13 protein-coding genes are annotated in these 26,217 nt (G+C 71.2%); 3 read left to right on the top strand and 10 right to left on the bottom strand.

The window, feature by feature from the left end; translation table 11 throughout:
* Positions 1 to 3: 3 nt before the first annotated feature.
* A complete protein-coding gene (locus AB0A63_RS15365; RefSeq protein WP_360390704.1) occupies positions 4 to 9,171 on the bottom strand; it encodes a LamG-like jellyroll fold domain-containing protein in 9,168 nt (3,055 codons plus the stop codon).
* 194 nt (positions 9,172 to 9,365) lie between these two features.
* On the opposite strand from AB0A63_RS15365, the gene AB0A63_RS15370 reads away from it, so the two are divergent.
* The 3 genes from AB0A63_RS15370 (at position 9,366) to AB0A63_RS15380 (ending at position 15,397) form a co-directional block, all read left to right on the top strand.
* Entirely contained in the window at positions 9,366 to 11,354 is a 1,989-nt protein-coding gene (locus tag AB0A63_RS15370) for a tachylectin-related carbohydrate-binding protein (RefSeq protein ID WP_360390707.1), read from the top strand.
* 87 nt (positions 11,355 to 11,441) lie between these two features.
* Complete coding sequence (locus AB0A63_RS15375) at positions 11,442 to 13,400, top strand: tachylectin-related carbohydrate-binding protein (protein ID WP_360390709.1); 1,959 nt, start codon at positions 11,442 to 11,444, stop codon at positions 13,398 to 13,400.
* Between the two features lie 35 nt (positions 13,401 to 13,435).
* Positions 13,436 to 15,397 (top strand): tachylectin-related carbohydrate-binding protein, encoded by a 1,962-nt coding sequence (locus AB0A63_RS15380; RefSeq protein WP_360390712.1) that lies wholly within the window; start codon positions 13,436 to 13,438, stop codon positions 15,395 to 15,397.
* Between the two features lie 49 nt (positions 15,398 to 15,446).
* On the opposite strand, the gene truB is transcribed toward AB0A63_RS15380, so the two are convergent.
* From truB to AB0A63_RS15425, 9 genes are all read right to left on the bottom strand, one after another.
* Complete coding sequence (truB, locus tag AB0A63_RS15385) at positions 15,447 to 16,334, bottom strand: tRNA pseudouridine(55) synthase TruB (RefSeq protein WP_360390715.1); 888 nt, start codon at positions 16,332 to 16,334, stop codon at positions 15,447 to 15,449.
* Positions 16,335 to 16,345: 11 nt separating this feature from the next.
* A complete protein-coding gene (locus AB0A63_RS15390; protein WP_360390718.1) occupies positions 16,346 to 17,680 on the bottom strand; it encodes an MFS transporter in 1,335 nt (444 codons plus the stop codon).
* Between the two features lie 116 nt (positions 17,681 to 17,796).
* Entirely contained in the window at positions 17,797 to 19,086 is a 1,290-nt protein-coding gene (locus AB0A63_RS15395) for an MATE family efflux transporter (protein WP_360391477.1), read from the bottom strand.
* 420 nt (positions 19,087 to 19,506) lie between these two features.
* Entirely contained in the window at positions 19,507 to 20,640 is a 1,134-nt protein-coding gene (locus tag AB0A63_RS15400) for an ROK family transcriptional regulator (RefSeq protein ID WP_360390720.1), read from the bottom strand.
* Positions 20,637 to 21,623: a bifunctional oligoribonuclease/PAP phosphatase NrnA gene (locus AB0A63_RS15405; RefSeq protein ID WP_360390723.1), complete on the bottom strand. Its 987-nt coding sequence runs from the start codon at positions 21,621 to 21,623 to the stop codon at positions 20,637 to 20,639. The genes AB0A63_RS15400 and AB0A63_RS15405 overlap by 4 nt, the downstream gene beginning before the upstream one ends.
* Positions 21,624 to 21,757: 134 nt before the next feature.
* Positions 21,758 to 22,207, bottom strand: a complete 450-nt coding sequence (gene rbfA, locus AB0A63_RS15410; protein ID WP_360390725.1) for a 30S ribosome-binding factor RbfA — start codon at positions 22,205 to 22,207, stop codon at positions 21,758 to 21,760.
* 13 nt (positions 22,208 to 22,220) lie between these two features.
* On the bottom strand, positions 22,221 to 22,517 hold the full coding sequence (locus AB0A63_RS15415; protein ID WP_360390728.1) for a DUF503 domain-containing protein: 297 nt from the start codon (positions 22,515 to 22,517) through the stop codon (positions 22,221 to 22,223).
* A gap of 72 nt (positions 22,518 to 22,589) precedes the next feature.
* Complete coding sequence (gene infB, locus AB0A63_RS15420; protein WP_360390731.1) at positions 22,590 to 25,775, bottom strand: translation initiation factor IF-2; 3,186 nt, start codon at positions 25,773 to 25,775, stop codon at positions 22,590 to 22,592.
* An 87-nt stretch (positions 25,776 to 25,862) separates the two neighbouring features.
* On the bottom strand, positions 25,863 to 26,213 hold the full coding sequence (locus AB0A63_RS15425; protein ID WP_360391479.1) for a YlxR family protein: 351 nt from the start codon (positions 26,211 to 26,213) through the stop codon (positions 25,863 to 25,865).
* Between the last annotated feature and the right edge of the window lie 4 nt (positions 26,214 to 26,217).

Genomic DNA, 26,217 nt, shown 5'->3' on the forward strand with positions numbered 1-26,217 from the left:
ATCTCACTTCCTCGGCGGCAGGCCGTTCTGCTTGCGCCACCACGGGCCGAACGACGGGTCGTTGTCGATGATGTCAACGTCGTAGTTCTTACCGGGGTCGTGGGTCTTGAGCGCCAGCTCGTGCGCGTCTTCGTACTTCATGCCCTGCTGCATGAGTCCGGACTCCGTGAGCTCGTGCCGCATGAAGTTCGTCTGGCTCTGCGGAAGCGGCCTTCCCGCCTGGAGGTTGCCCCTGATTCGGCCGATCATGAGGTCGTTGCTCGGCGAGTGGTCGAGCTTGCCGAGGTGCGCGGCGACCTCGTCCAGGTCCGTGAGCGTCGGGCTCGCAGCCCGTTCCAGCGGACTCAGCCGCACCACACCGCTGCCGGCGCGTTTGAAGATCTTCCCCCACGGTATGACGGCGAGGACCACACCTGCGGCGGCGAGACCGCATGCCCAGGTGACGCCGGGGTCCTGCACGCAGGCGGCTGTGGCCTCGATCTCACCTCCGAAGAGGTCCCACATCGTGAAGCCGCCTTGCCCGCAAAGCTCCGGCTTGTTGGCCTTGGTGTTCGAGTCGCAGCCGGCGAGCGGGTCCGGCGGCGTCGGCGGCACGGAGCCGGCAGGGCACAGGTCGTTGTGGTTGAGGTAGGTGTCGGGGTCGCACTCCTTGGGCGGCCGCACGCCGTCGGGATCGCGGTCGCGGTCCTGACGCCAGTGCACCGACGTCATCTCGCCTGGGCCGGACGACGCGAGCGACACCGAGCCGATCAGGGCGTTCGAGGGCACCACGAGCAGCATTTCGAGCTTGCGGTAGCTGTCGTTCACGTCGTTGACCGGGTTCGAGTACGTGCTCGCGACCTCGGAACGCCGGTCGGGCGCCGACGACACCGGCGGCTTGCGGTCACCGCTGAACGACGGCTGGGTCATCGCCTCCGGTACCGGCAACGGGTTGCGGCGACCGTAGTCCTGGGCCTGCTTGCGGGCGTTGACCGACGGGTCGGTCTGCTGCTGGGTCCTGCGCTGGTTCGAGTTGTTGTTCTTCCTGTTGTTGCTCGGGTTGCTGCTGCCCTGGTTGCTGCTGGACTGGTTGCTGCCACCGACACCGGGGTCCTCGTGGGTGCCACCGCCGGGGAACCACGAGCACAGCATCGGCATGAGGATGCAGAGACCGCCACTGCTGTCGTCGCCGCACGGGTTGCCGCCGCCGAAGCCCTTGCACGGGTAGTGGCCCGTCGGATCGACGTGGTTCACCGGCGACCCGAGCCCGTAGGAGTAGCGGTTGGCCATGCCGGACGGAGCGGCCGGCAGGGTCCACGAGTCGCGTGACTCGAAGCCGCCGCTGCCCGGGTTGTACCAGCGCGCGGCCATGTTGACCGTGCCGGAGGCCGGGTCGGTCCACTCGCCCTGGAAACCGACCGCGCGCTTGGCGCCGGAGGTGACCACGCCGAACGGGTCGTAGGCGGTCGAGTCGGCCAGCGACGTCATGGTGCCGGCCGGGTCGAGGGTGCCGACGACGTCGCCGTGCCGGTCGGAGACGGCGAGCTTCTTGTCGGTGCCCTGGCCGATGGCGAGGACCGAGCCGGAGGCGTCGCGGCCGTAGACCGCGGTGCCGTCCGACACGACCGCGCTGGACGTGCCGCTGTACTGGAACGACTTGTCGTTGCGCTTGGTCACGCGGTCCAACGCGTCGTACGTGTACGTCTGCGCGCCTTGGCTCACCATGCGGTCGAAGGCGTCGAACGAGGCCGTGACACCCGCACGGGAGGTCACGCCGCCGCGCGCGTTGTGGGAGACCACCGCTCCGTTCTCGGTGCGGAGGCGGTTGCGTTCGTCGTAGGTCGACTGGGCGTCGCCCGCGCGGGTGCGGTTGCCCGCGGCGTCCCAGCCGTACGAGACCGTTCCGGCCGGTGAGGTCCAGGACTTCAGGCGGCCCGAGTGGTCGTAGTCGTAGGTCTGCTGACCGGCGGCCGTCGTGCCGGTCGAGGTCTTCGTGAGCACCCGGTCGGCGCGGTCGTAGGTGTAGGCGACGGACGCGGCGCCGGCGACGGTGTCCTTGGCCAGGCGGCCGCCGTCGTCGTAGTCGTAGGTGCGCGTGCGGCCGTTGCCCAGGTCGAGCGTCTTCAGCAGGCCCGCGGTGTCGTAGCCGAAGGTCTGCGTCAGACCGGTCACGCCGTCCTGCACGGACTGGGTCCGCCCGAGCAGGTAGGTGAACCGGGAGGTGCCCGATGCGTCGGTGCGCGCGGTCAGGTTGCCGTCGTCGTCGTACTCGCGCGACGCGGTGCCGCCCGGTCCGGACGACGTCAGCAGCAGGCCGCGGTCGTTGTAGGTGAACGTGTCGGTGCCGCCCGCGCTGGACGAGCCGACCAGGCGGCCCAGCGCGTCGTAGTCGTAGCCGCGGTCGGTGGTGGCCGCCTCGGCGCCCGAGCCGGTCTCCTTCGTCAGCCGGCCCAGCGGGTCGAACGTGCGGGTGCGGACGACACCGCCCGGCGCGCGTTCGGACACGGGGTCGCCGGCCGCGTTGTAGGTCGTGGTCCACGTGCGGTCGGCCGGAGCGGGGTGCTCCGCCGTCGCCGCCTCGATCGTGGACTCCGGCAGGCCGAGCGTGTTGTAGGTGTAGGCGGTGCGGTTGCCGCGGCCGTCGACGAACCGCGTGCGGTTGCCGGCCGAGTCGTAGCCGGAGGACGTGGTGATCGACTCGGTGTCGGAGACCGGCTCGACCTGGCCGACGGTGCGGTTGAGCGCGTCGTGGGCGTAGGTGGTCTTGCGGCCCAGCGGGTCGGTGGCGGTGGTCAGGTTGCCGGCGGCGTCGTGGACGAACGTCGAACGGCTGACCAGCCCGCCGGACGCACTGAGGCGGCGGACCGACTCGACCCGGCCCGCCTGGTCGTACCCGGTGAACGTGGCGCGGCCGGCGCCGTCGGCCACCTTGATCCGGCGGCCCGCGAGGTCGTAGCCGAAGGAGTTGACGACACCGGCGGGGTCGGTGCTGCGGACGAGCGAGCCGAGCACGTCGTACTCCAGCTTCGACTCGGCGCCCAGCGGCGACCTGACCTTCTCCAGGCGGTTGGCCGCGTTGTAGGAGTAGGTGCTCGTCAGGGTCTTGGCGGGCGACCGCTCCAGCACGGTGCTCGTGGCGAGGCGGCCGAACACGTCGTAGGTCGACTCGGTGCGCGCACCGCTCTCGTCCACGGTGGACAGCAGCTCGCCGGTCCTGGTGTAGGTCCGCACGACGCTGCCGGCCGGGCCGGTGGTCTTCACCACGCGACCCATCTGGTCGTACTCGAACGTCGTCGACGCACCGCGCGCGTCGACGGTCTCCAGCACGTTGCCGTTGCCGTCGTACCGCGCCGTGGAGAAGCCCTCGACCGGCTGCGACGCACCGGGCGGTGTGTAAGAGGGCGCGGAGGACTTGACGGTCCGGCCCAGCCGGTCGACCTCGGAGCGGTGCACGACGCCGTTGGCGTCCTGCGCCTGCTGCGACTCGCCGAACGCGTTGTAGCCGATCTTCGTCACGGGCCGCACGGTCGCGGGGTCGTTCTCGGCGGTCACGACGGAGACGGCGGGCGAGGTCGTGCCGACCAGGCGGCCGGCCTCGTCGTAGGTCAGGTCGGTCGTGAACGCGGCGGCGCTGGCGCCCGGTTCGTTGCCGCGCGGTGGCACGACCTTGCGCACGAGACCGCGCTGGTCGTACTCCCACGTGGTGCGCAGCCGGCCGGTGTTCAGGCGCACGTCCTCCGACGTGCGCCGGCCGAAGGAGTCGTAGCCGTAGTCGACGACCTCCGCGGTGCCGCTCTGCAGCTGCCCCGCGTTGGAGGTGTTGCCGGTGCGGGTGACCTGGGTGATGCCGCCGTTCAGGTTGTAGGCGAACGCGGTGCGCCGGTCCAGGCCGCCGGGGTCGTCCACGGTGGTGAGCGTGCGGCCGACGGCGTCGTAGGTGTACTTCGTGACGAGGTTGCCGGGCTGGCGGCGTTCGACGAGGTTGCCGGCGCCGTCGTAGGAGTTCGTCTCCAGGTCGATCTTCGGCGGTGCGCCGGTCCCCGTGCCCGCTCCCAGCAGCTTGCGGGAGAACAGCAGGTCGTCGCCGTAGTAGTCGCGCACCTCGGTGCGGTTCATGGCGTCGGTGGTGCGGATGAGCCGGCCGGCCCGGTCGTAGCTGTTGCGCTGCACCACGAGGTAGCCGTTGGGCAGCGCCGGCGCGCCCTCGGGGTCGCCGTTCCAGCCGCGCAGCCGCACCTCGGACACCGCGTTGCGGGCGGTGTAGGCGAACTCGGTGCGCACGCCGTCCGCGTTGACGACGAACGTGGTGTTGCCGAAGGAGTCGTACCCCAGCGAGATCTCCCCGCCCTCGGCGTCGACCACCCGCTCGACCCGGCCGCGCGAGTCGTAGTGGGTGAACGTCTCCCGGGTCGGGTCGCCGCCGGTGAGGTCGGCGCGCGACACCCTCGTCTGGTTGCCGTCGGCGTCGTACTCCAGGGACGTCTGCAGGACGTGCGTCTTGCCGGTGAGCACGTTCACGACACCGGGTGCCGTGACGCGCACGAGCCGAGAACGCTCGTCGTACCTGTACGTCGTCAGCAGCCCGTTGGGGTAGGCGTCGGAGATGGTCTTGCCGGTGACCTTGCGGCCCAGCGCGTCGTACGTCGAGACCTGCCGCAGACCGCTCGGCGACCGGACCTCGGCCACGTCACCGTTGCGGTGGTACAGGTACGTCGTGACGGCGCCCATCGGGTCGCGGCTGGTCTTCACCAGTCCGGCCGGTTCGTTGCCGCCGCCGACGGCCGCGGAGCTGCCGTCGGTGTAGGTGTGCTTCACGGACGCGTTGTCCGCGGTCACCTGCTCCAGCAGCCGGCCCTTGGGGTCGTAGGAGTACCGGGTGAGGTAGGTGTTGTCGGTGGCGCCGGCCGACCGCCCGTCGCGGTGCTCAATCACCTTGTCGTTGCGCGGGTCGGTCAGGTCGGCCGGGTTGAGGTAGTAGGTGTAGTGGGCGACCTGGCAGTCCGCGGCACGGCGGCAGGTCTTGCGGGACGTGACGTTGCCGCGGGGGTCGTGCGCCAGGACGACCTGGTTGCCGACCTCGTCGGTGATCGTCGTCTGGAACCCGGCCTCGTCGTAGGAGAAGTTCCGCACGCCCTGGAACTCGACGTTCACGAAACCACCGCCACCGGTGACCGGGACGTCGCAGAAGCTGCCGTCCGGCTGCGGCGCGCAGGTGGGCTCACCGGGTGCCGGTGCCGTGGAGCCCGGCGGGCGGTCCTCCTTGCGGGTCTCCATGCCGAGCGGCGAGAGGTAGCGCAGGATGCGTCCGCGCAGCGGGTCGAAGTCGTAGAAGTGGTGGCGGTTCCCGGGGTCGGTGACCCGGACCGTGCGCACCGGGTTCTGCTCGTTGCCGGTGAACGCGGGCGCGCCGAACCGCCACGAGCCGCCGTTGCGGTCGATCTGCTCGCTGACCCGGTCGCGGACCGTGTCGTAGCGGACCTCGCCCGCGACCCGGCCGCTCGGCAACGTCACCCGCGCCACCTGGGCGCCGGGCATCTTCGCGGCCTGCACGTGGGCGTTGACCTCGTTGAGCCCCAACGGGTGCGCGTAGACGGCGACCTCGTCGACCTCGCCCTGGAAGAACCACTGCGGCGCACCCCACGCGGGGCCGGAGCTGTTGCCCGCGCCGAGCTGGCCGTGCTTCAGCGCCGCCGTCTGCACGTCACCGGCGATCTCGCCGACCTTGGCGCCGTCGAGGTAGAGGACCTGCGTGGCGACGTCCGCGCTGAGCACGACGTGGTGCCACTGGCCGTCGTTGACGGTGCCCGTGGTGGTGATCGGTGCCGGCTGGGTGGCCGCGGTGGTGGTGAACCGGGCGCGCAGCTTGCCGTCCGTGCCGACGTACATGCCGTTGAACGCGGAGTTCTCGGTGAACGGCTTGTCGGCGAACGCGGCGAGCGGACCGGACTTCGTGGTCTTGAACCACAGCTCGACGGCGACGCTGCGGTTCTTGCGGATGGCGTTGTCCGGCAACGTGACCCGCGACTTGGTGCCGTCGAACGACACCGCGCTGTCCGGTGAGCCCTGGGCCACACCGGTCACACCGCGGGTCACGTCGGTGTACGTGGCCGCGTCGTTGCCCAGGTTGAGGCCGATCTGGCTGTGCGCCTTGGCGGAGCCGTCGGTCTCGCCCAGCGTCCAGTAGGACTCGGGCCGGGTGTCGAGGACCGTGCTGCGGTAGTGCGAGCCCCAGCCGTAGGAGTAGGTGGTGCAGCCGCCCTTCGGGTCGCAGACCTCCTCCAGCCGCCGCCCGCGTTCGGGCAGGTCGGTGGAGTAGGTGTAGGCCCACTTCAGCTCGGTGCCGTCGACGGTCGCGCTGACCTGCGTGACGACGTCGCCGGTCCAGGTGAAGGTCAGCGCGCGACCGGAGGCGGGGTTGCCGGCGGAGGTGAGCCGGCCCGTGGTGGCGTCGTAGGTGAAGTCGATGAAGCGACCGCTGTTGTCGGCGATCCTGGCCAGCTTGCCGTCGGGGCGGAAGAAGTAGCCGGTCGAGTTCTTGTCGACGAGCGTCCAGCCGCTGTCGTTGCGGAAGAACGTGGCGTAGCGGCCGGGCGGGGGCGAGTAGGTGCCGCCGCCGTTGTGGCCGAAGCGGACCTGCTGGCCGTCCGGGTAGGTGACCACGGCGTTGCCGGAGCCGTCGGTGTCCTCGACGACCCGCATGTCGAACTGGGTGCTCCAGCCGGCGCCGAACGTCAGGTCCCGGCGCGGGTCGAGGCTGTTGTAGGTGCGGGACACGCCGAGCGCGGGCCCGACACCGCCGACCGACAGGTCCACCGCGCTGGTGCGGTAGTTGCCGACCTGCGCGTCGACCTCACCGGTGCTGCCGCTGTAGGGCGCGTTGCCCAGGTGTGAGGTGATCTCCGGCTGCGGCACGGCGGTGAGCAGCGCGCTGCCCTGGACCGGCTGGCTCTCCGCGCCACCGGAGTCCTTCACGAACGCGTTCCACAGGTAGGTCTTGCTCCACCGCAACGCGCCTGCCGGCACGGTCCACGACTGGTTCGCGCTGTACCCGGAGTCCACACAGGACGACGCGTTGTCCTTGTCGCAGACCTTGAACCGGTACTGCAGGCCGGCACCGCCGTTGTCGATGTCGATGCCGCCGGCCCACAGCGTGGGGCGCAGCGTCGGTGCCGAGTAGCCGTTCGGCGGGTACTGCTCCTGCAACGCCGGCGGCACGTTCTGCATCTCGAGGTTGAGCACCGCGGGCGGGATCTGCTCGTCGACGAAGTACGCGTGTCCCTTGCGGTGCATGGAGAACTCGAACGTGTACTCGCCCCAGTCGGCGGGCGGGAAGATCTTCGCCTCCAGCGCGACCGTCTGCCCGCGGCCGACGTCACCGGTGAGCGTCGCGGAGTCGTTCACCTGCACCATGGGCGCACCGCTGGCGGCGAACTGGCGGTACGACAGCACGTACTCGCCCGGGGTCCACGTGGTGGCGCCCCGGTTCGTCACGCTGATGCCGATCGTGCCGGGCACACCGCCCTTGAGCAGCGCGGGCTTGGGCACCGGGCGGTCGAAGCGGTACTCGGCGTCGTACGGGGTGTGCGTGATCGAGAGCTTCGGCTTGTTCGCCGTCGCGTGACCGTAGAACTTCTTCCAGCCGTAGACGTCGGTCTCGGAGGCGCGGACCGTGAGGCCGTAGTTGGCCTGCTGGCCGGTCACCCAGCGCTGCACGAGGTCGCGACCGGCGGCGCCGAGGTCGATCGCGGCGGTGGCCTGCGGGCAGTTCGACCGCGAGCTGCCCGGCGCGATGTAGCCGTAGGCGAACGACGAGCTCGCCAGCTCACCACCGTAGGCGGGGCCGGGGTAGGGGTACGTGCCGGCGAACGCGTTCCAGCCCTGCGTGACCGGGTGCACCGACACCGGCCGGGCGCCGCAGGAGTACGACCACTCGTTGGTGAGGCCGAGGGTGGCGCCGAAGATCCGGTGGTTGCGCAGGGTGTTCTCGATGCCGGAGAAGTCGAGGTAGGTGGCGGCGTTGATCCGCGTGCCGTTGTCGACCACGGTGCCCGCGCGCAGCTGGGCCCCGTCGGAGTAGCTGGTGTTCGACGAGCTGCCGACGCGCTGCACGTACATGGTGTGGCCGGACTCCGGCGTGGTCACCGTCGGGTCGACCACGACCGGGTACTTGCGCGCCGGGTCTCGGAGCCACGCGTCGTCGAGCGTGACCCGCAGCACCTGTCCGGCCAGCTCGTACCGCACGCCCTTCGACTGGACGCCACCGGCGGGGCCGTCGTGGGCGTCGACCATGAACCCGGCGGGCACGACGGCGGCGACCTTCCCGTCACGGCCGGTGAGCTCCAGGTTGCCGTTGCTGATGCGCGGCGTGAGTCCCTTGAGGTGCAACGGGAAGTCGAACGTCCGCGGCGTGTCCGCGGAGTGCAGGACGATGGACTCCTTGACCGTGCCCGCGCTGACGTCGAACCTGAGGTCGACCCGCGGCTGGACGGCGGGGTAGGTCACCGAGGAGCCGCTCACCTGCCCGGCGGACGCGGCGGACCCGCGCAGGGAGAAGCCGAGCTCGTGGTCGCCGTCGAGGGCGTACCGCACGAGCGGCGTGGCGTCGGCCGCGGCGGCGAGCCTGATGTCGACGCTGTCCGAGGCGTTGCGCCAGCCGCCGCCCGCGGCCACCAGGCTCGGGTCGACCGGTGCCCAGCTGCCGTCCGGCCCGCGGTGGTTGATCGGCTCCTGGCTGACCTCGGTGGTCTCGGTGCCGTCGGCGTTGCCGAACGTGCGGCTCGTCTCGGTTCGCCGGTCGGCGAGCTCCTTGCTCGTGGCGGCGTCGAACCCGCGGACGGCGCCGCGTTCCCTCGTGACGACCTCGGTGGGGTTGTCCTTCGCGGACGGTGTGTCCTGGCCCTTCACGGGCTGGTACTCCGCCTGCAACGACCGGGGGTCTGCCCTGTTCGCCGCCGGGTCGCCGTTCGCGGCGGCCGCGTCACCCCACTGCTGTCCGGGCCCGGACGCCGGGCCCATCACGGCGATGGTGCGCTGCAACGCCTCCGGGAAGACCTCCGCGAGCGCGGGACCGGCGATGGTGAGCACCAACACACCCACGAGTCCGGCCAGACCGGCACGCCGGCCGCGGCTGCCCGGCGCCCGTTTTCCGGGCATGCTGAAGAACCGCGGTTCGGCCACGTCGAATCCCCCCATGTGTCCACCCAGGCCGCCTTGCCCGGCACCTCCCCAGGTCGGACACGACGCAGCGCACAGGATGCGTTCCGGCGCCGCGGAAAGCAAGCCCCTTGCGGTGGGCGGGGTGCGCGCCGCATGCTTCGTGCGCGGTGCACGGGCCAAGGGAGGGGCGCGGGCCATCGCCCAACTTCACACATGCCCTGGGGGGATCGATGCGACCTGAGCTGTCGCGAAGAAGAAGCACGTCCATCGCCGTCGCGCTGGCGGCGGTGCTCGGCACCGTCGTGGCACCGGGCACGTCCGTCGTCGCCCACGCGGCCGACGGCTACCTGAGGTGCAACTCCGAGGCGCTGATCTTCACCGTCTACCCGGACGGCAACCTGTGGCTCTACCCGCACCAGGAACCGGAAACCGGTGCCGCGCAGTGGAACCAGTGGAACCAGGTCGGCTCCGGCTGGGCGTCGCGGGCGTTCGGCGGCCCCGACCGCCGGGTCTACGACGTCAAGGAGAACGGGGAGCTCTGGCGCTTCCGGCTGGACCCGAACACCGGCTGGGAGGACGGCGGCAGCGGGCGCAAGATCGCCGACGACTGGCAGGACCACGCCGACGCGAACTTCAAGAACAGGGTCACGGTCGACCCGCTCGGCCACTTCTACGACGTGGACAAGGCAGGCAACCTGCACTGGCGCTCGTACGACGAGTCGGGCGGCGCCTGGGCGGCCGCGGTCATCGACACCGGCTGGGAGCAGTACGACCTCATCACGGCCGCGGGCAACGGTGTGGTCTACGCCCGCAAGGCCGGTCCCGGCGGTGAGCTGTTCCGCTTCCGCTACCACGCGCCGTCGCAGCGCTGGCTCGAGTACGCGAAGCCGGTCGGCTTCGGCTGGCAGATGTTCAGCCGCGTCTTCTCCCCCGGCGGCGACGTGCTGTACGGCACGCGACCGGACACCGGCCAGCTGCTCTGGTACCGCTACGACGAGACGAACGGCACCTGGCAGGGCGACCCGGTCACCGGCTTCGGCCGGGAGGTCGGCAACGGCTGGCACGACGACCTGTCCGTGTTCGCGCTGACCGACAACTGCGTCCGCACCCCGGAGCCGAACCCGGACCGCCCGGTCGTGCCGCGGAACCGGCTGGCCGCCGCGGCGCTCACCAAGACGTCCAACGGCTACCTGCAGTACGCCTACGTCGCGAAGGACGGCATGCTCGTCCACGCCGAGGTGCGCAGCCTCTCCGGCGGCCCCAACGGCTTCGAGACGTTCCCCGGTGTCACGAACCTCACCGGTGTTCCGTCCATCGTGGACAACCAGGACCAGTCGCTGCGGATCGCGGCGCACACCGAGGACTCCGACGCCCGCGGCGCCTTCCAGGCCCAGCCGGGGGCCTCGTTCGGCGGTCTCGCCGACCTGGGCGGCCGGATGCAGTCGCCGCCGCAGCTCGTGCGCACCAACGGCCTCGTCTCGTACGTGGCCGTGGACAAGGACGGCTTCCTCTGGACGCGGTCGCAGAAGACCGCGAACGGCGACCTGCTCCCGTGGTCGCGGGTGAAGGGCCAGTCGTTCCAGACCGGCGAACCCCGCCCGACCGGTCAGCTCACCGTGCTGGCGGTCGACAACACGATCAAGGTCGTCGCGTTGCGCACCGACGGCACGTACGGCACCACGGCGCTGACGCCGACCACGGAAACCGTTGTGTGGCAGAACAACGGCGGCACGGGCAACACCGGTCCCGCCGCCGCGGTCGCGCTGGACGGCGGCGTCCTGCAACTGTTCGCCCGCACGACCGACGGCAAGGTCTACACCCACAGCTCCGCGGCCAACGGCACGTGGACGCCGATCCTCGGTGAGCTCTCGCCGGGCGTCACGGCGGCGGGCCCGCCCAGTGCTGTCCTGGCGCCCACCTCCGGCACGCTGGAGGTGGCCGTCCGCGGCACCGACGGCTTCACCTACCGCACCGGTCAGCAGGCCCACGCCTCGACCGCGTGGTGGCCGTGGCACGAGATCACCGCCTACGCCGACGAGACGGAGGTGGACCCGACGCTGTCGCTCGCCGAGAACACCTGGGTCATCGCCTACCGGACGCCGGCGGGCCTCCCGAAGCTGCGCTCCTTCGTCCCGGCGCCGTCGACGACGAGTGCCACGGCCCGGTCCGCGGCACCGACGGGCAACGGCTCGTTCGTGGACGTTCCGCTGAGCCGCTGACGAGGTCGTGCTCCAGCGCTGACCACCCGCCGGGAAGGCCGCCTTCCCGGCGCACCGCACTTCACCTTCCACCTCTGGGGAGATCCCATGCGACCACAGCTGTCGCGCAGAAGAACGCTGCCCGCGGTCATGGCCGTCCTCGCCGCGACGGGCGTCCTGACCGCCGCACCGGCGTTGACGGACGCGGTACGACCGGCCGTGGCCGCCGACGAGTTCACCTGCCAGCAGACGGCCCGCCTCTGGGCGGTGCGCGCCACCACCAAGCTGCACCTGCACGAGCACCACGCGCCGGCGACCGGTGCCGACGCGTGGAGCAACGGCTCGGAGGTGAGCTCGGGCTGGCCGGCGGCGAGCTGGGCGGGCCCGGACGGCCGCATGTACTACCTGAACGCGGCCGACGGCACGTTGCAGCGGCACCGCTGGCTCGGCACCGGCTCGCCGTCCTGGGAGAACGGCGGCACCAGCAAGCCCATCCGCGAAGGCATGGGCTACTACGCCGATCCCGCCGGCGCCAGGAAGCTCACGATCGACAGCACCGGCGCGTTCTACATGGTCGACGGCAACGGCGGGCTGTGGCGCCGCACCTACGACGAGGCCACCGGTGTCTGGGACGAGCTGGCGATCGACAGCGGCTGGGACCGGTACGACCTGATCTTCGCGGCCGGTGACGGCGTGCTGTGGGCCCGCCAGCCGAACGGCGCGATGTTCCGCTACCGCTTCCACGCCGGCTCGCAGCGCTGGCTCACGCCCGCGCCCGTCGCGATCCCCGGCATCCCGTGGGAGCAGTACCAGAACCTGACCTCGCCCGGCGCGGACGTCATCTACGGCATCCGCGACAACAAGGTCTACTGGTTCCGCTACTCCGAGACCGCCCACCACATCACCTCCGGCGTGCAGGCGGGCACGTGGTGGACCGACGGCGTCACCGCGCTCGCCGCGCCGGACGCGTGCACCCTCGTCACCGAACCGGGTCCGGCCCGCCCGAGCGTCCCGCCCACGGGGTACGCCAAGCCCGCGCTGCTCAAGACCTCCGACGGCCACCTCCAGTTCGCCTACGTCAACGGCAACAGCGACGTCGTCCACTCGGACATCGCCGACGTGCGGGTCGGGCCCCACCCGTTCAGCGCTCTCCCGGACACCGCCGTCGACTTCCGCGGCACGCCCGCGCTCGCCGAGAACACCGACGGCAGCACCAGGATCTGGGCCCGCGCCACCGACGCCGACGCGCGCGTCTTCGACCGGCAGGCGATCAACTCCTGGAAGGCGCCGGTCAACCACTTCGGCCGGATGCTCACCGCGCCGCAGGCCGTCCGCACCTCGGACGGCAAGGTCGGCTACGTCGCGCTCTCGGCCGACGGCCACGTCTGGGCGAAGCAGTACGGGTCGAACGGCACGCTGTACCCGTGGCGCAGGCTGACCGCGCAGCCGATCAGCGCGACCGGGCACGTCACCGCCGTCACGACGGGCACCTCCATCCACGTGGTCGCCCTGCGCACCGGCGGTGACTACTGCAAGCTCACGGTCACGCCCACCGCGGTCGGCGACTGGTCGTGCGGCGGCTCCGGCGGCACGGACGCGGCGGCCGTGATCCCCTTGGCGGACAACACCCTCCAGCTGTACGCGCGGCGGGCCGACGGCAGGGTCTACACGACCCGCACCACCGCGAGCGACACTCTGACCGGCGCGTGGACCGCGGTGCCGGTCGACCTGCCGGGGGGCGCTCTGGTGGTGGGCGACCCCGCTGCGCTGAGGGCACCCGACGGCACCGTCCAGCTGTCCGTGCGCGGCAGCGACGGCTGGATCTACCGCACCGGTCAGCAGGCCCCCGCCAGCACGGCGTGGTGGCCGTGGACGGAGATCACGAACTACTCCGACGAGGCAGGTTCCGACCCGGCCATGTCGCTCGCCAACGACACCTGGCTGATCGCGTTCCGCACCCCCGACGGCGTGCCGAAGATGCAGTTCTGGGTGCCGAGCACGACCGCGGCGCGCACGGGCGGCGCTCCTGTCGCCGACCAGGGCTCGTTCACGTCCGCCGGCGACTGACACGCCGCTCTTCTGCTCAGAAAGGCTTGAACCGCATGAACTTCCGAAGATTCGCCCTGCCCGCGGTCGTCGCCACCGCGGTGGCGGTGCTGCCCGCCGCGGTCACCGCTCCCACTGCCGCCGCGGTGGACTCGTTCACGTGCAAGACGACCGCGCCGATCTTCGAAGCGCGGACGGGTGGCGGGTTGCACATCCACTACCACGAGGAGCCGGAGACCGGTCAGAACGTCTGGGGCAACAACGCCGGCATCGGCAACGGGTGGCCCGCCTCGACGTACGCCGGGCCCGGCGGCAAGGTGTACTACATCAACTCGGCCGGCGAGGTGCACCAGCAGATCTGGCTGGGCACCGGCTGGGACAAGAACGGCGAGTCGACGAAGATCGACACGTCGGACAGCTGGAAGATCTACAACACGGACCCGGCCTACCGGCAGCGCCTGACCATCGACGCGCGCGGCGACTTCTACTACGTCGACGCCGCCGGAGCGCTGCGGATGAAGCGGTACAACCAGACCTCGAACAGCTGGGCCGAGTGGTACCTCGACGGCGGGTGGAACCAGTACGACGCGATCGTCGCCGCCGGCGAGGGCGTGCTGTGGGCCCGCACCCCGGCCGGTGACGTGTACCGGTTCCGCTACCACGCCCCGTCCCAGCGGTGGGTGTCGCGCAGCGGCAAGCTTGCTACGGGGTGGAACGCGCACAGCACGCTGTTCTCCCCCGGCGGCGACATCGTCTACGGCATCCACGCCCAGTACCGGACCGTGTGGTGGTACCGGTGGATCGACTCCGAGCAGCGCTTCGCCACGGGCAGCGGTGCCCAGCCCGCCGGCACGAACTGGGCGGCGGACAGCGCGACGACGACGGCGGCACCGGACACCTGCGCGGTGACCGGTGTGACGAACCCGGCGATCCCCGCGGCCGCGTCCGAGCCGACGGCCAAGCCGTCGTTGCTGAGGTCCACCACCACGGGCAACCTCCACTACAGCTACGTCGACAACGCGAAGTCGTTGGTGCACGGGGAGATCACCGACCTGTCGGGGACGACCCCCAACGGGTTCGAGACGCGCACCGGCTACTCGTCCTTCACCGGTGCGCTGACGACGGGTGAGAACGAGAACGGCATGATCCGCGTCTACGGGCCGGGTACCGACTCGAACGTGCACGGCTTCCTGCGCAACTCGCCCGGTGTGTGGAACCCGCACGCCGACTTCGGCGGGTACATGGTCAGCGCCCCGCAGTTCGTGCGGACCGCGAACAAGATCCAGACGATGGTGGCGATCGACTCCTCCGGTGCGCTCTGGCTGCGCCAGCAGCGCGTGCTCAACGGCGGTTTCCCGTCGTGGCGCAGGCCGGGTGGCGCGGCACCGGTGGCACCGGGCAGCAAGGACTTCACCGCGTACGCTCAGGGCGACACGATCGTGCTGGTCGTCCGCAACGCCGACGGCCGCCAGTGCAAGGCGGGCATCACCGACCTGGTGCAGACGGCGTGGCAGTGCACCACCACCAACGGGTTCACCAGCGCGGCCGCGGTCGTCGCCCTGCCCAACAACGTCGTGCAGCTGTTCGCGCGCAAGTCGGACGGCACCGTCCACACCGTCCAGACGACGTCGAGCGGCACGATCCCGGACACCTGGACCGCGGTGCCCGGCTCGTTGCCCAGCGGCGTGACGGCGGTCGGCGCTCCGTCCGCGCTCTTGGCTCCGCAGGGGACGGTGCAGCTCGCGGTGCGCGGTGACGACGGGTTCGTCTACCGCACCGGGCAGGTCGCGTCGGCGGGCACGGCGTGGCACCCGTGGACCGAGGTCACGAACTACGCCGACGAGACCGTGGTCGACCCGGCCGTGTCGCCGGCCGGTGACACCTGGGTCATCGCGTTCCGGACCCCCGGCGGTGTGCCGAAGCTGCTGCGCTGGGTGGCGGCTGCCTCGGCGGCGGCCAGGTCCGCCACGGCGACCGACGGCGCCGGCGAGTTCGTGGACGTGCCGTTGCAGGGCTGAGGAAGTGGTGCGGCGCAGGCCTTGCGGGGGCTGCGCCGCACCTCCGGGGTCATCCGGCCGGGCTGAGCACCACCACGGGCTTGGCCTGGCCGTCCTCGTCCTTGGCCAGCGCGATCACGTGGCCGTCGGGTCCGAACACGCCGTAGGTGCCGTCGAACCCGCCGGCGCTCAGGCGCTGGCCGTGGGACAGCGCCGCGGCCTCCAGCGGGTCGATCTCGCGGCGCGGGAACGCCGTGCCGACCGCCGCGTCGAGGTCGAGCGACAGGCCGGGGGTCTCCTCCAGCTGCTGCAGCGTGCGGGCCACGCGCAGGTCGAACGGGCCGACCCTGGTGCGGCGCAGCGCGCCGAGGTGGCCGCCGACGCCCAGTGCGGCGCCGAGGTCGCGGGCCAGGGCGCGGACGTAGGTGCCCGACGAGCACTCGACCATGACGTCGAGCAGCACCTTCTCGTCCTCGCGGCGGCTGAACAGCACGTCGAAGCGGTGCACGGTGACCGGGCGGGCGGGGATGTCGACCTGCTCACCGGCGCGGACCCGTGCGTAGGCGCGCTTGCCGTCGATCTTCACCGCGCTGACCGCGGACGGGACCTGCTGGATGGGGCCGGTGAGCTTCGCGATCTCGGCCGTGATCGCGGCGTCCTCGACGTGGCTCGCGTCCGCGGTGGACAGCACCTCGCCCTCGGCGTCGTCGGTCGTGGTGGCCGCGCCGAGCACGATCGTGGCGAGGTAGGCCTTGCTGTCGAGCGCGAGGTGGCCGAGCAGCTTCGTCGCGCGTTCGATGCCGAGCACGAGGACACCGGTCGCCATCGGGTCGAGCGTGCCGGCGTGCCCGACCTTGCGGGTGCCGAGGATCCTGCGCACCCGTGCCACCACGTCGTGCGAGGTCATGCCGTCCGGCTTGTCGACGACGACCAGGCCAGGTGCAACAGAACTTTTCACGGCCGCTGATCCTAAGCGACGCGCAGAGCGTCCCAACGCCGACGCCGCAACTGCACCGGCACCGTCTCGCCGCGCGCCTCCGCCGCGAACACCGCGGCCCGTGCGCGCCGCCACCAGACCAGCATCCGCCAGGCGCCCAACGCGAGCACCACGACGAGGAAGCCGAACGCGACGCGGAAGGCGTTCTGCGGGCTCAGCACGTTCTCGAGCAGGTCCAGCAGGACACCGACGCCGAGCGCCGCCACCGTGACGGCGAGGAAGCCGCCGACGTTGACCAGGCCGCTGGCCGTGGACTGCCGGTGCGACGGGTTGTAGTCACGCGCCAACGCGAACGCCACGCCCGAGATGGGTCCACCGATCGTGAGCACGAGGAACACGACCGCGATGACCGGCGACGGCACGTGACCGCCCGGCCACAACAAGAGCACGCCCCACCCGATGAACGCGAACGCCAGGAACCAGCCCGCGATCGGCATGCGCCACTCCGGGTTGCGCGAGAACAATGCGCCGATGATCGGACTCGTCACGATCGCGCCGATGACCAGCAGTCCGAGCGTGGACGACGCCGCCTTCGGTGACATGCCCTGCGCCTGCACGAGGTACGGGAAGCCCCACAGCAGGCCGAGCACAGCGGGCGTGGACATGGTGCTGAAGTGCGCCCAGAACCCGAGCCGGGTGCCCGGGACGCTCCACGCCTGCCGGACCTTCGGCCAGATCCTGCGGAACGGCACGACCTCCGGCTTCGGCGTGACGGTTCCCGGCGGCACGTCGCGGACCTTCAGGAACGCCACCGACGCGTACAGGGCGGTCGCGCCACCCGCGATGAGGAACGCCCACGTCCAGCCGATGCTGCCGAGCATGAGCGTGAGGGGCACCGTCGCGACGAGGTTCCCCACGCCCCCAAGCGCGGCCGTGATCGCGACGACCAACGAGTACTTCCGTGGTGAGAAGTGCGCCGCGACGAGCCGGATCACGCTGATGAACGTCATCGCGTCACCCATGCCCAGCACCGCGCGCGCGACAAGCCCGAGGGGATATGACTCGGCTATCGCGAAGAGGAGCTGCCCCGTGCCCATGAGCAACGCGGCGGCGGTGAGGACCTTCCTCGGCCCGTAGCGGTCCACGAGCAGACCGGTGGGAATCTGCATGAGGGCGTACACCCCCACCTGCAGCACGGTGAACACACCGAGCTGCGCGGGCCCGAGCCCGAAGCGCTCACTCGCTTCCAGCCCGGCCACGCCGAGCGTGCTGCGGTGGAAGACGGCGGCGAAGTAGACGAGTACGGCGGTGGTCCAGATCAGCCACGCGGCACGAGCAGCATCTCGATCTTGGCGGACGACCGGCAAGGCGACACTCTCCCCAGGTCGGAGACGGGCAGACATTAGTTACATCGCCTAAACAACCTTCTTGGTAACGATTCCATGCCGTGAACTCGGCCACAGCCCACCCTGCGGGACAGCCGTCACCGGACGGCGCCCTCGACCGCCCACTCCCCGGTCCGCGTCCGCCACACCACCGCGACCAGCCGCAGGACCATGAACGCCGACAACCCGGTCCAGATCCCGGCGAGTCCCCACTCGAACGCGTACGAGGCCCACACCAGCGGCAGGAACCCGACCACCGCCGACCCGAGCGTCGCCGTCCGCATGAACTTCACGTCCCCCGCCCCGAGCAACACCCCGTCGAGCGCGAACACCACGCCCGCGATCGGTTGCAGCGCAACGAAGAACCACCACGCGTTCGGCACCTCCGCGAGCACCTCGGCGTCCGAGGTGAACGCCCTCGGCAACACCGACGCCACCGCGGCGAACACCAGCCCGAGCCCGATCCCGAACACCAGCCCGTACCGCGTCACCTGCCAGGCGAGCCGCTCAGCCCGCCGGCGCCGCGACGCCCCCAGCGCCGCCCCGACAAGCGACTGCGCCGCAATCGCCAACGAGTCCAGCACCAACGCCAGGAACGTCCACAGCTGCAACACGACCTGATGCGCTCCCACAGCCGCAATAGACGTCCGCGCCGCAACTGACGCCGCACTGATGAAGCACGCCTGGAACGCCAAACTCCGCAGCACCAAATCGCGCCCCATGCCGAGCTGCGCGCGCATAGCCGCCCAATGCGGCCGCAACGGCACCCGCTCCGCAACCAACGCCTTGAAGAACAACCCCGCCGACAACACCTGCGCGACGACGTTGGCGATCGCCGACCCCTCCAGCCCCCACCCCGCGCCGTACACGAGCGCAGGGCAGAGCACGGCACTGATCCCGTTGCCGATCAAGATGTACCGCAACGGCCGCCGCGTGTCCTGCACCCCGCGCATCCACCCGTTGCCCGCCATCGTGACCAAGATGAACGGCGCCCCGAACAACGCGATCCGCACCCACTCGACCGCCGCATCCGCAACCGCCCCACCTCCGGCGAGCACCTCCGCCAACGGCCGCGCGAACACCTGCCCCAGCAACACCACGAGCACACCCGCGGCCAACGCCAGCCACGTCGCCTGCACCCCTTCGGCAACGGCATCCCCCCGCCGCCCCGCACCGTGCAACCGCGCCGTGCGCGCAGTCGTGCCGTACGACAGGAACGTCAGCTGCGTCGACACCTGCGTCAGCAGCACACCCCCCAGGGCGAGGCCGGCCAACGGCAACGCACCCAGGTGGCCCACCACGGCGGTGTCGACGAGGACGTACAGCGGTTCCGCGGCCAGGACGCCCAGTGCGGGCACGGCCAGGCCGATGACGCGACGGGCAGGCACGTGGTCGCCGTCGCCGTCGTCGTTGTCGTTGGCCGTGTCGTTGGCCGTGCCGGCGTGGTCGGCACCGGCTGGCGCGCCGGCGCGAACGGCATCCACCCCCGCACCCGCGGCGCCTGCTCCATCCACGGTCCCTGCCGAGGCCGCAGCATCCCGGCCCGCATCACTCCGGCCCGCAGCGCCCCGGTCCACGTCCGAGCCCTGCCCACCGACCCCTAGCCCCTGTTCCTCCACACACCGAACCTAGGCGCTCAAGCCGCACGACCGAACTACTTAGCGATGGAAAGCACTCCCGCCCCACCTCGTTCCCGCACCCGCGCGCGCTTCCTCCCCAGCGAGGGAGCCGAGCGACGAGATCCGGACATCCACCAGCCCACATCCACCCGTTCGAGTGAAGGAGCAGGGATGGGAGCAGGAACCCGCTCAGGCCCGCTGCGGCAGCCCGAACACCTGCTCCCGCGCCACGGCCAGCGCCGAGTGCAGGGCCCCGGACCGGACCGGGTTCGCGGTGATCTGGGCGAGCTGCACCGAGGTGCGGGGGACGACCAGCTTCAGCAGTTCCTCCGACACCAGCTCGCACAGGGTCTCGCCGCCGGCCTGCGCGACTCCGCCGGACAGCAGCACCAGTTCCGGGTCGAGCACGCACACCACGTTCGCCAACCCGTGAGCGATCCTACGGGCGAGGTCCGACAAGAACTCGCGGCCGGAAGCGCCGGCCTCCAACGCGGCGGAAACGGCCTCCACGCCGGAGGTGGCGGTGATGCCGTGCGAGGCGGCGAGGGCCACGATCGCCTCGTTGTCCACCTGGTCGCCGTAGCGGCCGCCGGGGATCTGCATCGAGTCGACCTCGCCGGCGCCGCCGGTCACGCCGCGCAGCAGGGTGCCGTTGACGACGATGGCCGAGCCGATCTCGTCGGCGGGCCAGAAGAGGACGAAGTTGCGGACGCCGACGGCCTTGCCGGTGCTCATCTCCTCCAGGGCGGCGAGGTTGATGTCGTTCTCGATCGACACCGAGGTGCCCAGCAGGGTGCGCAGGGTCGAGGGGAGGTCCACCTCGACGAGGCCGGGGAGGTGCGGGGCGAAGCCGAGGAAGCCGGTGGCCGGGTCGACGGCGCCGGGGGTGCCGACGACGACGTGGGACAGGGCGTCCAGGCGCAGGCCGGCGAGAGCGGCGGCCTTCTGGACCGCGGTGCGGAAGGCCTGGAGGGTGTCGGTGGCGGGCATCGGGGTGCTGTGCTCGGCGAGCAGGGTGCCGGTGATGTCGGCGATCACCACGTCGATCAGCTCGGGCGTCAGCGCCACGGCGGCCACGTGGCCGACGGCGCCGTTCACGGCCCACATCTGGGCGCGCGGGCCGCGGCCGCCGCCGCGCAGGCCGGTGCGGACGACCATGCCGTCCTCTTCGAGGCGTGCGAGGAGCTGCGCGGTCGCCGGTTTGGAGAGGCCGATGACCTCCTCCAGCTCGGCGCGGGTCATGGCGCCGCTGCGCAGCAACGTCTCGATGGCCGCGCGGTCGTTGATCTCCCGCAGCAGGCGCGGGCTTCCGGTTCTCGTCATGACTCCACCCGCTCCAACGCGCCCTTGAGCGCGGCGACGACCTCCGCCGGTGCGCCCTCGAACGTGAACCCGGCGGCCAGGCGGTGGCCGCCGCCACCGAGCACCTGGGCCACCTCGCGCACGTCCACCCGGCTCACCGCGCGCAACGACACCGACCAGCGGTCGGGGCGCAGTTCCTTCAGCACAGCGGCGACCTCGGCCTCGGAGGTCGAGCGCACCACGTCGATCACGCTCTCCACCTCCTCGCTGCGAACGCCCTGCGCGTCGTCCAGCCCGACGACCGCGTGCACCAACCCGAGACCGCCCGCCGCGGCCGGGTCCAGCTCGGCGCGGGCGAGCACGCGCGACAGCATGCCCAGGTACGCGAACGGGTGGGCGTCCATCAACGGCCGCGTCACCCGGTAGGCGTCCACTCCGGTCTCCAGCAGCCGCGCGGCCGTCCGGTGCGCGGCGGGCCCGGCGTTGCGGAAGCCACCGGTGTCGGTCACGAGGCCCGCGTAGATGCAGCGCGCGATCGGCTCGTCGAGCTCGACGTCCATCTCGTCGAGGAGCTTCAACGCGATCAGCACCGTCGCCTCCGCGTGTTCGTCGACGCAGTGAACGGTGCCGTAGCGCGTGTTCGACACGTGGTGGTCGACGACGATCACGGGTCCGCGGGCGCCGGCGACGCGATCTGCCAAGGGCCCCAACCGCTGCAGGCTCGCGGTGTCCAGGACGACCAGCAGCTCGGGGTGGGCGGGCACCTCGTCGCGGTGCACCAGCAGTCCGGCGGTGTCCAACGCCCGCAACGACTCCGGCACGACCTCGGGGTCACCGAACGCCACCCGCACCCGCGCACCGCGCCGGTGCAATGCCAGACCGACCGCCAGCGCGCTGCCCAGCGTGTCCGCGTCGGGGTTGATGTGCGCCAGCAGGGTCACGTCACGGGCATCTGCCAACAACCGTGCGGCCTCGGCGATGGTGGTGCTCAGGTCGTCTGCCACAGGGAGACGTTAACCGCTCGTGGTCCGGCTGTGTGACAAGGCACCCATTCCTGTGCGGCTTTCCGGCGACGGAGCTGGCAGGAGCGGTGCGAAGTGGACGGTCCCCGGCGTGTGCCGGAGACCGTCCCGATTCGTCAGTCCTCGTCCTCGTCGGCCCGCGGCGCCTTGTACGGGTCGGCCTCACCGGCGGGTGAGGCACCCGCGGCGAGACGGGCGACCTCGGCGTCGGCGGCCTGTGCCTGGGCGAGCAGCTCGTCCATCTTCCGCGCCGTGTCGGGCACGGTGTCGGTCATGAACGTCAGCGTCGGCGTGAACCGGACGCCCGTCTGCTGCCCGACCATGGAGCGCAGCACGCCCTTGGCCTTCTCCAGTGCCGCGGCGGCACCGGCGTAGTCGGGCTCGGAGTCGAGACGCTCGCCCAGGACCGTGTAGTAGACGGTCGCGTCGTGCAGGTCGCCGGTCACCTTCGTGTCGGTGATGGTGACGCGGGCCAGGCGCGGGTCCTTGACCTCGTGCTCCAGCGCGGAGGCGACGATCTGCGAGATCCGCTTGGCGAGCTTGCGGGCACGTGCCGTGTCGGCCACGAGCCTCCCCTTCCTAGTCGTCCTCCGGCCCCACGAGTCGTGTGCGGGCGGAGAGCAATTCCAGTTCGGGACGTCCGGCGACGAGCCTTTCACAGCTGTCGAGCACGTCCCTGACGTGCGCAGCGTCGGCAGCAACCACTGCTACGCCGATCAAAGCGCGTCGGTGCAGGTCTTGATGGCCGGCCTCGGCGGCCGCCACCTCGAAGCGCTTGCGCAGCTCCGCCACGACCGGGCGGACCAGCGAGCGCTTCTCCTTCAACGAGTGGACGTCGCCCAGGAGCACGTCCAGTTCCAAAGCCCCCACGTACATGGGCAAGATCCTCCAGAAGAAAGGGGTGCGGAGCCACTGGTTAAAGCGGCTCCGCACCCCCTCATCGGCCGACTAGGCGCGCGGCTTCTCGCGCATCTCGAAGGTCTCGATGATGTCTTCCAGCTTGAGGTCGCTGTAGTTGCCGAGCGTGAGACCACACTCGAAACCTTCGCGGACCTCGGTGGCGTCGTCCTTGAACCGCTTGAGCGAGCTGATCGGGAGGTTCTCCGCGATCACCTTGCCGTCACGGAGCAGGCGAGCACGCGCGTTGCGGCGGATCTCGCCCGACAGGACCATGCAACCCGCGATCGTGCCGACCTTGGAGGACTTGAAGACGTCGCGGATCTCGGCGCGGCCGAGCTGGACCTCTTCGTACTCCGGCTTGAGGAGACCCTTGAGGGCCGCCTCGATCTCGTCGATCGCCTGGTAGATGACCGTGTAGTACCGGACGTCCACGCCTTCGCGGTTCGCGAGCTCGGTCGCCTTGCCCTCGGCCCGGACGTTGAAGCCCAGGACGATGGCGGAACCGGCCACGGCGAGGTTGATGTCGCCTTCGGTGATGCCACCGACACCGCGGTGGATCACGCGCAGCTCGACGTCGTCGCCGACCTCGATCTTCATGAGCGCGTCCTCGAGGGCCTCGACGGTACCCGAGTTGTCACCCTTGATGATCAAGGTGAGAGCGCTGGTTTCCTTGAGCGCGGCGTCCAGGTCCTCCAGGCTGACGCGCTTGCGCTTCGCCGCGTTGGCGGCGTTGCGGGTGCGTGCCTGGCGGCGCTCGGCGATCTGCCGTGCGACCCGGTCTTCCTCCACCACGAGGAACGTGTCGCCGGCGCGGGGCACCGACGTCAGACCGATGACCTGCACCGGACGCGACGGGGTCGCGACGGTGACGTCGTCGCCGTGCTCGTCGACCATGCGGCGGACGCGACCGTACGCGTCACCCGCGACGATCGAGGAGCCGACGCGCAGCGAACCGCGCTGCACGAGCACCGTGGCGACCGGACCGCGACCGCGGTCGAGGTGCGCCTCGATCGCGACACCCTGGGCCTCCATGTCCGGGTTGGCCCGGAGGTCCAGCGAAGCGTCGGCGGTCAACAGGATGGCCTCGAGGAGGCTGTCGATGTTGATGCCCTGCTTCGCGGAGATGTCGACGAACATCGTGTCGCCGCCGTACTCCTCGGCGACCAGTCCGTACTCGGTGAGCTGCTGGCGGATCTTGGAGGGGTTCGCACCCTCCTTGTCGATCTTGTTGACCGCGACCACGATCGGCGCCTGAGCGGCCTGCGCGTGGTTGATCGCCTCCACGGTCTGCGGCATCACGCCGTCGTCAGCGGCGACGACGATGACCGCGATGTCGGTCGCGTTCGCACCACGGGCACGCATGGCGGTGAACGCCTCGTGGCCCGGGGTGTCGATGAAGGTGATGAGCCGCGGGTTGCCCTCGAGCTCGGTCTGCACCTGGTACGCGCCGATGTGCTGGGTGATGCCACCGGCCTCGCCCTCGTGCACCTTCGCCTTGCGGATGGTGTCGAGCAGGCGGGTCTTGCCGTGGTCGACGTGACCCATGACGGTCACGACCGGCGGGCGGACCTGCAGGTCGTCCTCGTCACCGGCGTCCTCGCCGTAGGTGATGTCGAACGTCTCGAGCAGCTCGCGGTCCTCCTCCTCGGGGGACACGACCTGCACGACGTAGTTCATCTCGGAGCCGAGCAGCTCCAGGATCTCGTCGGACACCGACTGGGTCGCCGTGACCATCTCGCCCAGGTGGAAGAGCACCTGCACGAGCGACGCCGGGTTGGCGTTGATCTTGTCGGCGAAGTCGGTCAGCGAGGCACCGCGCGGCAGGCGGATCGTCTCGCCGCTGCCCTTGGGCAGGCGGACGCCACCGACCGAAGGCGCCTGCATGTTGTCCATGTACTCCTGGCGCTTCTGCCGCTTGGACTTGCGTCCACGGCGCGCCGGACCACCCGGACGACCGAAGGCACCAGCGGTTCCACCGCGACCGGCACCGCCACCGCCGCCGGGACGACCGCGGAAACCGCCGCCACCAGCGGGCGCGCCGCCGCCACCACCTGCACCGCCGGGACGGAAACCGCCGCCGCCGCCACCGCCGCCACCGGGACGGAAGCCACCGCCGCCGCCACCGCCGCCACCGGGACGGAAGCCACCGCCACCGCCACCGCCGCCACCGCCGCGGAAGCCGCCACCGCCGCCGCCCCCACCGGGACGACCGCCGCCACCGCCACCGCCACCGGGACGGCCACCGCCGCCACCAGGACCAGGACGGTTACCGGCCGGACGGTTGCCCGGCATCATGCCGGGGTTCGGCCGCGGGGGCATGTTGCCCGGGTTGGGACGGGGACCGCCCTGACCCGGCGCCGGGCGAGGACCGCCCTGACCGGGGCCGGGACGACCGCCACCCTGTGCGGCCGCGGGACGCGGACCGCCCTGACCGGGCGCACCGCTCGGACGGGGGTTCGCCGGACGCGGGTCACCGGGCTTCGGACCACCGGCGGGGCGGTCGCCGCCCTGCTCGGGCCGAGGGCCGGGACGGGGTCCAGGACGCGGCGAGGGAGCGTTGCCGCCACCGACGCCGAAGGGGTTGTTGCCCGGACGCGGGGCGCGCGGGCCGGCAGGCTTGGGAGACTGCGGGCGCGGCGGGACCACGGACGGGGACTGCCCACCAGCCGACGCGGCCGGGGCCTGCGGCTGCTGCTGGGGCTGTTGCTGCTGCTGGGTCTGCTGCGGAGCCGGGCGGGGGCCCGGACGCGGGCCACCCGGCTTGGAGCCGGGAGCCGGGGCAGCCTTGGGGGCGGCCGGAGCCGACGCGGCGGGTGCCGGTGCGGCGGCCGGGGCCTGGGGCTGTGCGGGCGCGGCGGGAGCCGGGGCCTGCGCGGCAGGAGCTGCCGGAGCGGGCTTGGGCGCCGCCGGGCGCGGTGCCGCCGGACGCGGGCCGGGCATGGCCTTCGGCGCGGCGGGCTTGGTGTCGGACGCTGCCGGCCTGGACTCCGCCGGTGCGGCGGGCGCTGCGGCAGCAGCGGGTGCGGGTGCCTTCGGCTTCGGAGCGGACGGCTTGGGAGCCGGCTTCGAGGACTTGGCTTCGTAGGCGTCGCGAAGTCGCCGGGCCACGGGGGCCTCGACGGTCGACGACGCGGACTTCACGTACTCGCCCTGTTCGGCGAGCTTGTTGAGAACTTCCTTGCTCGTAACACCGAGCTCTTTCGCGAGCTCATGCACGCGGGCCTTGCCTGCCACTGCTCTCCTAGGTCGTGAGGCCGGCGGGCAAGTCCCATCGACCTCGTCTTAACGTCGCGCGTTCATGTCTTCAGCTTCACGGCTGACTCATGACGGGTCGACCTGCTTCCTTGTTGCTTGCTGGCCCTGGGGCTGTCCCGAGGCCAAGTTCCCGTGCTGCTCGACGTGCTCGCGCAGCGAAGCGACGTCGAGTGCTCCCTGGACCTTGAAGGCCCGCGAGAACGCTCGTCGCCGCTCGGCGTTGCGGAGACATTCGAGATCGAAATGCAACCAAGCACCCCGACCCGGAAGCCGCCGACGGACGTCCGGGACCACCGAACCGTCCACCGCGACCACTCGCAGCAGCTCAGAGGGCAACGTCCGAACTCGGCACCCGACACACGTGCGAACAGGGCCGATGTGCTGGGAAACCGATCCCGACGTTGATCCGTTGATAATTCTA

Source organism: Lentzea sp. NPDC042327 (assembly GCF_040647275.1).
GTDB lineage: Bacteria > Actinomycetota > Actinomycetes > Mycobacteriales > Pseudonocardiaceae > Lentzea.

Coding starts and splice junctions, on each gene's coding strand:
- AB0A63_RS15415 (WP_360390728.1), bottom strand. CDS start 22,517: ATGTACGTGGGGGCTTTGGAACTGGACGTGCTCCTGGGCGACGTCCAC.
- AB0A63_RS15375 (WP_360390709.1), top strand. CDS start 11,442: ATGCGACCACAGCTGTCGCGCAGAAGAACGCTGCCCGCGGTCATGGCC.
- AB0A63_RS15365 (WP_360390704.1), bottom strand. CDS start 9,171: ATGGGGGGATTCGACGTGGCCGAACCGCGGTTCTTCAGCATGCCCGGA.
- AB0A63_RS15380 (WP_360390712.1), top strand. CDS start 13,436: ATGAACTTCCGAAGATTCGCCCTGCCCGCGGTCGTCGCCACCGCGGTG.
- AB0A63_RS15400 (WP_360390720.1), bottom strand. CDS start 20,640: ATGACGAGAACCGGAAGCCCGCGCCTGCTGCGGGAGATCAACGACCGC.
- AB0A63_RS15370 (WP_360390707.1), top strand. CDS start 9,366: ATGCGACCTGAGCTGTCGCGAAGAAGAAGCACGTCCATCGCCGTCGCG.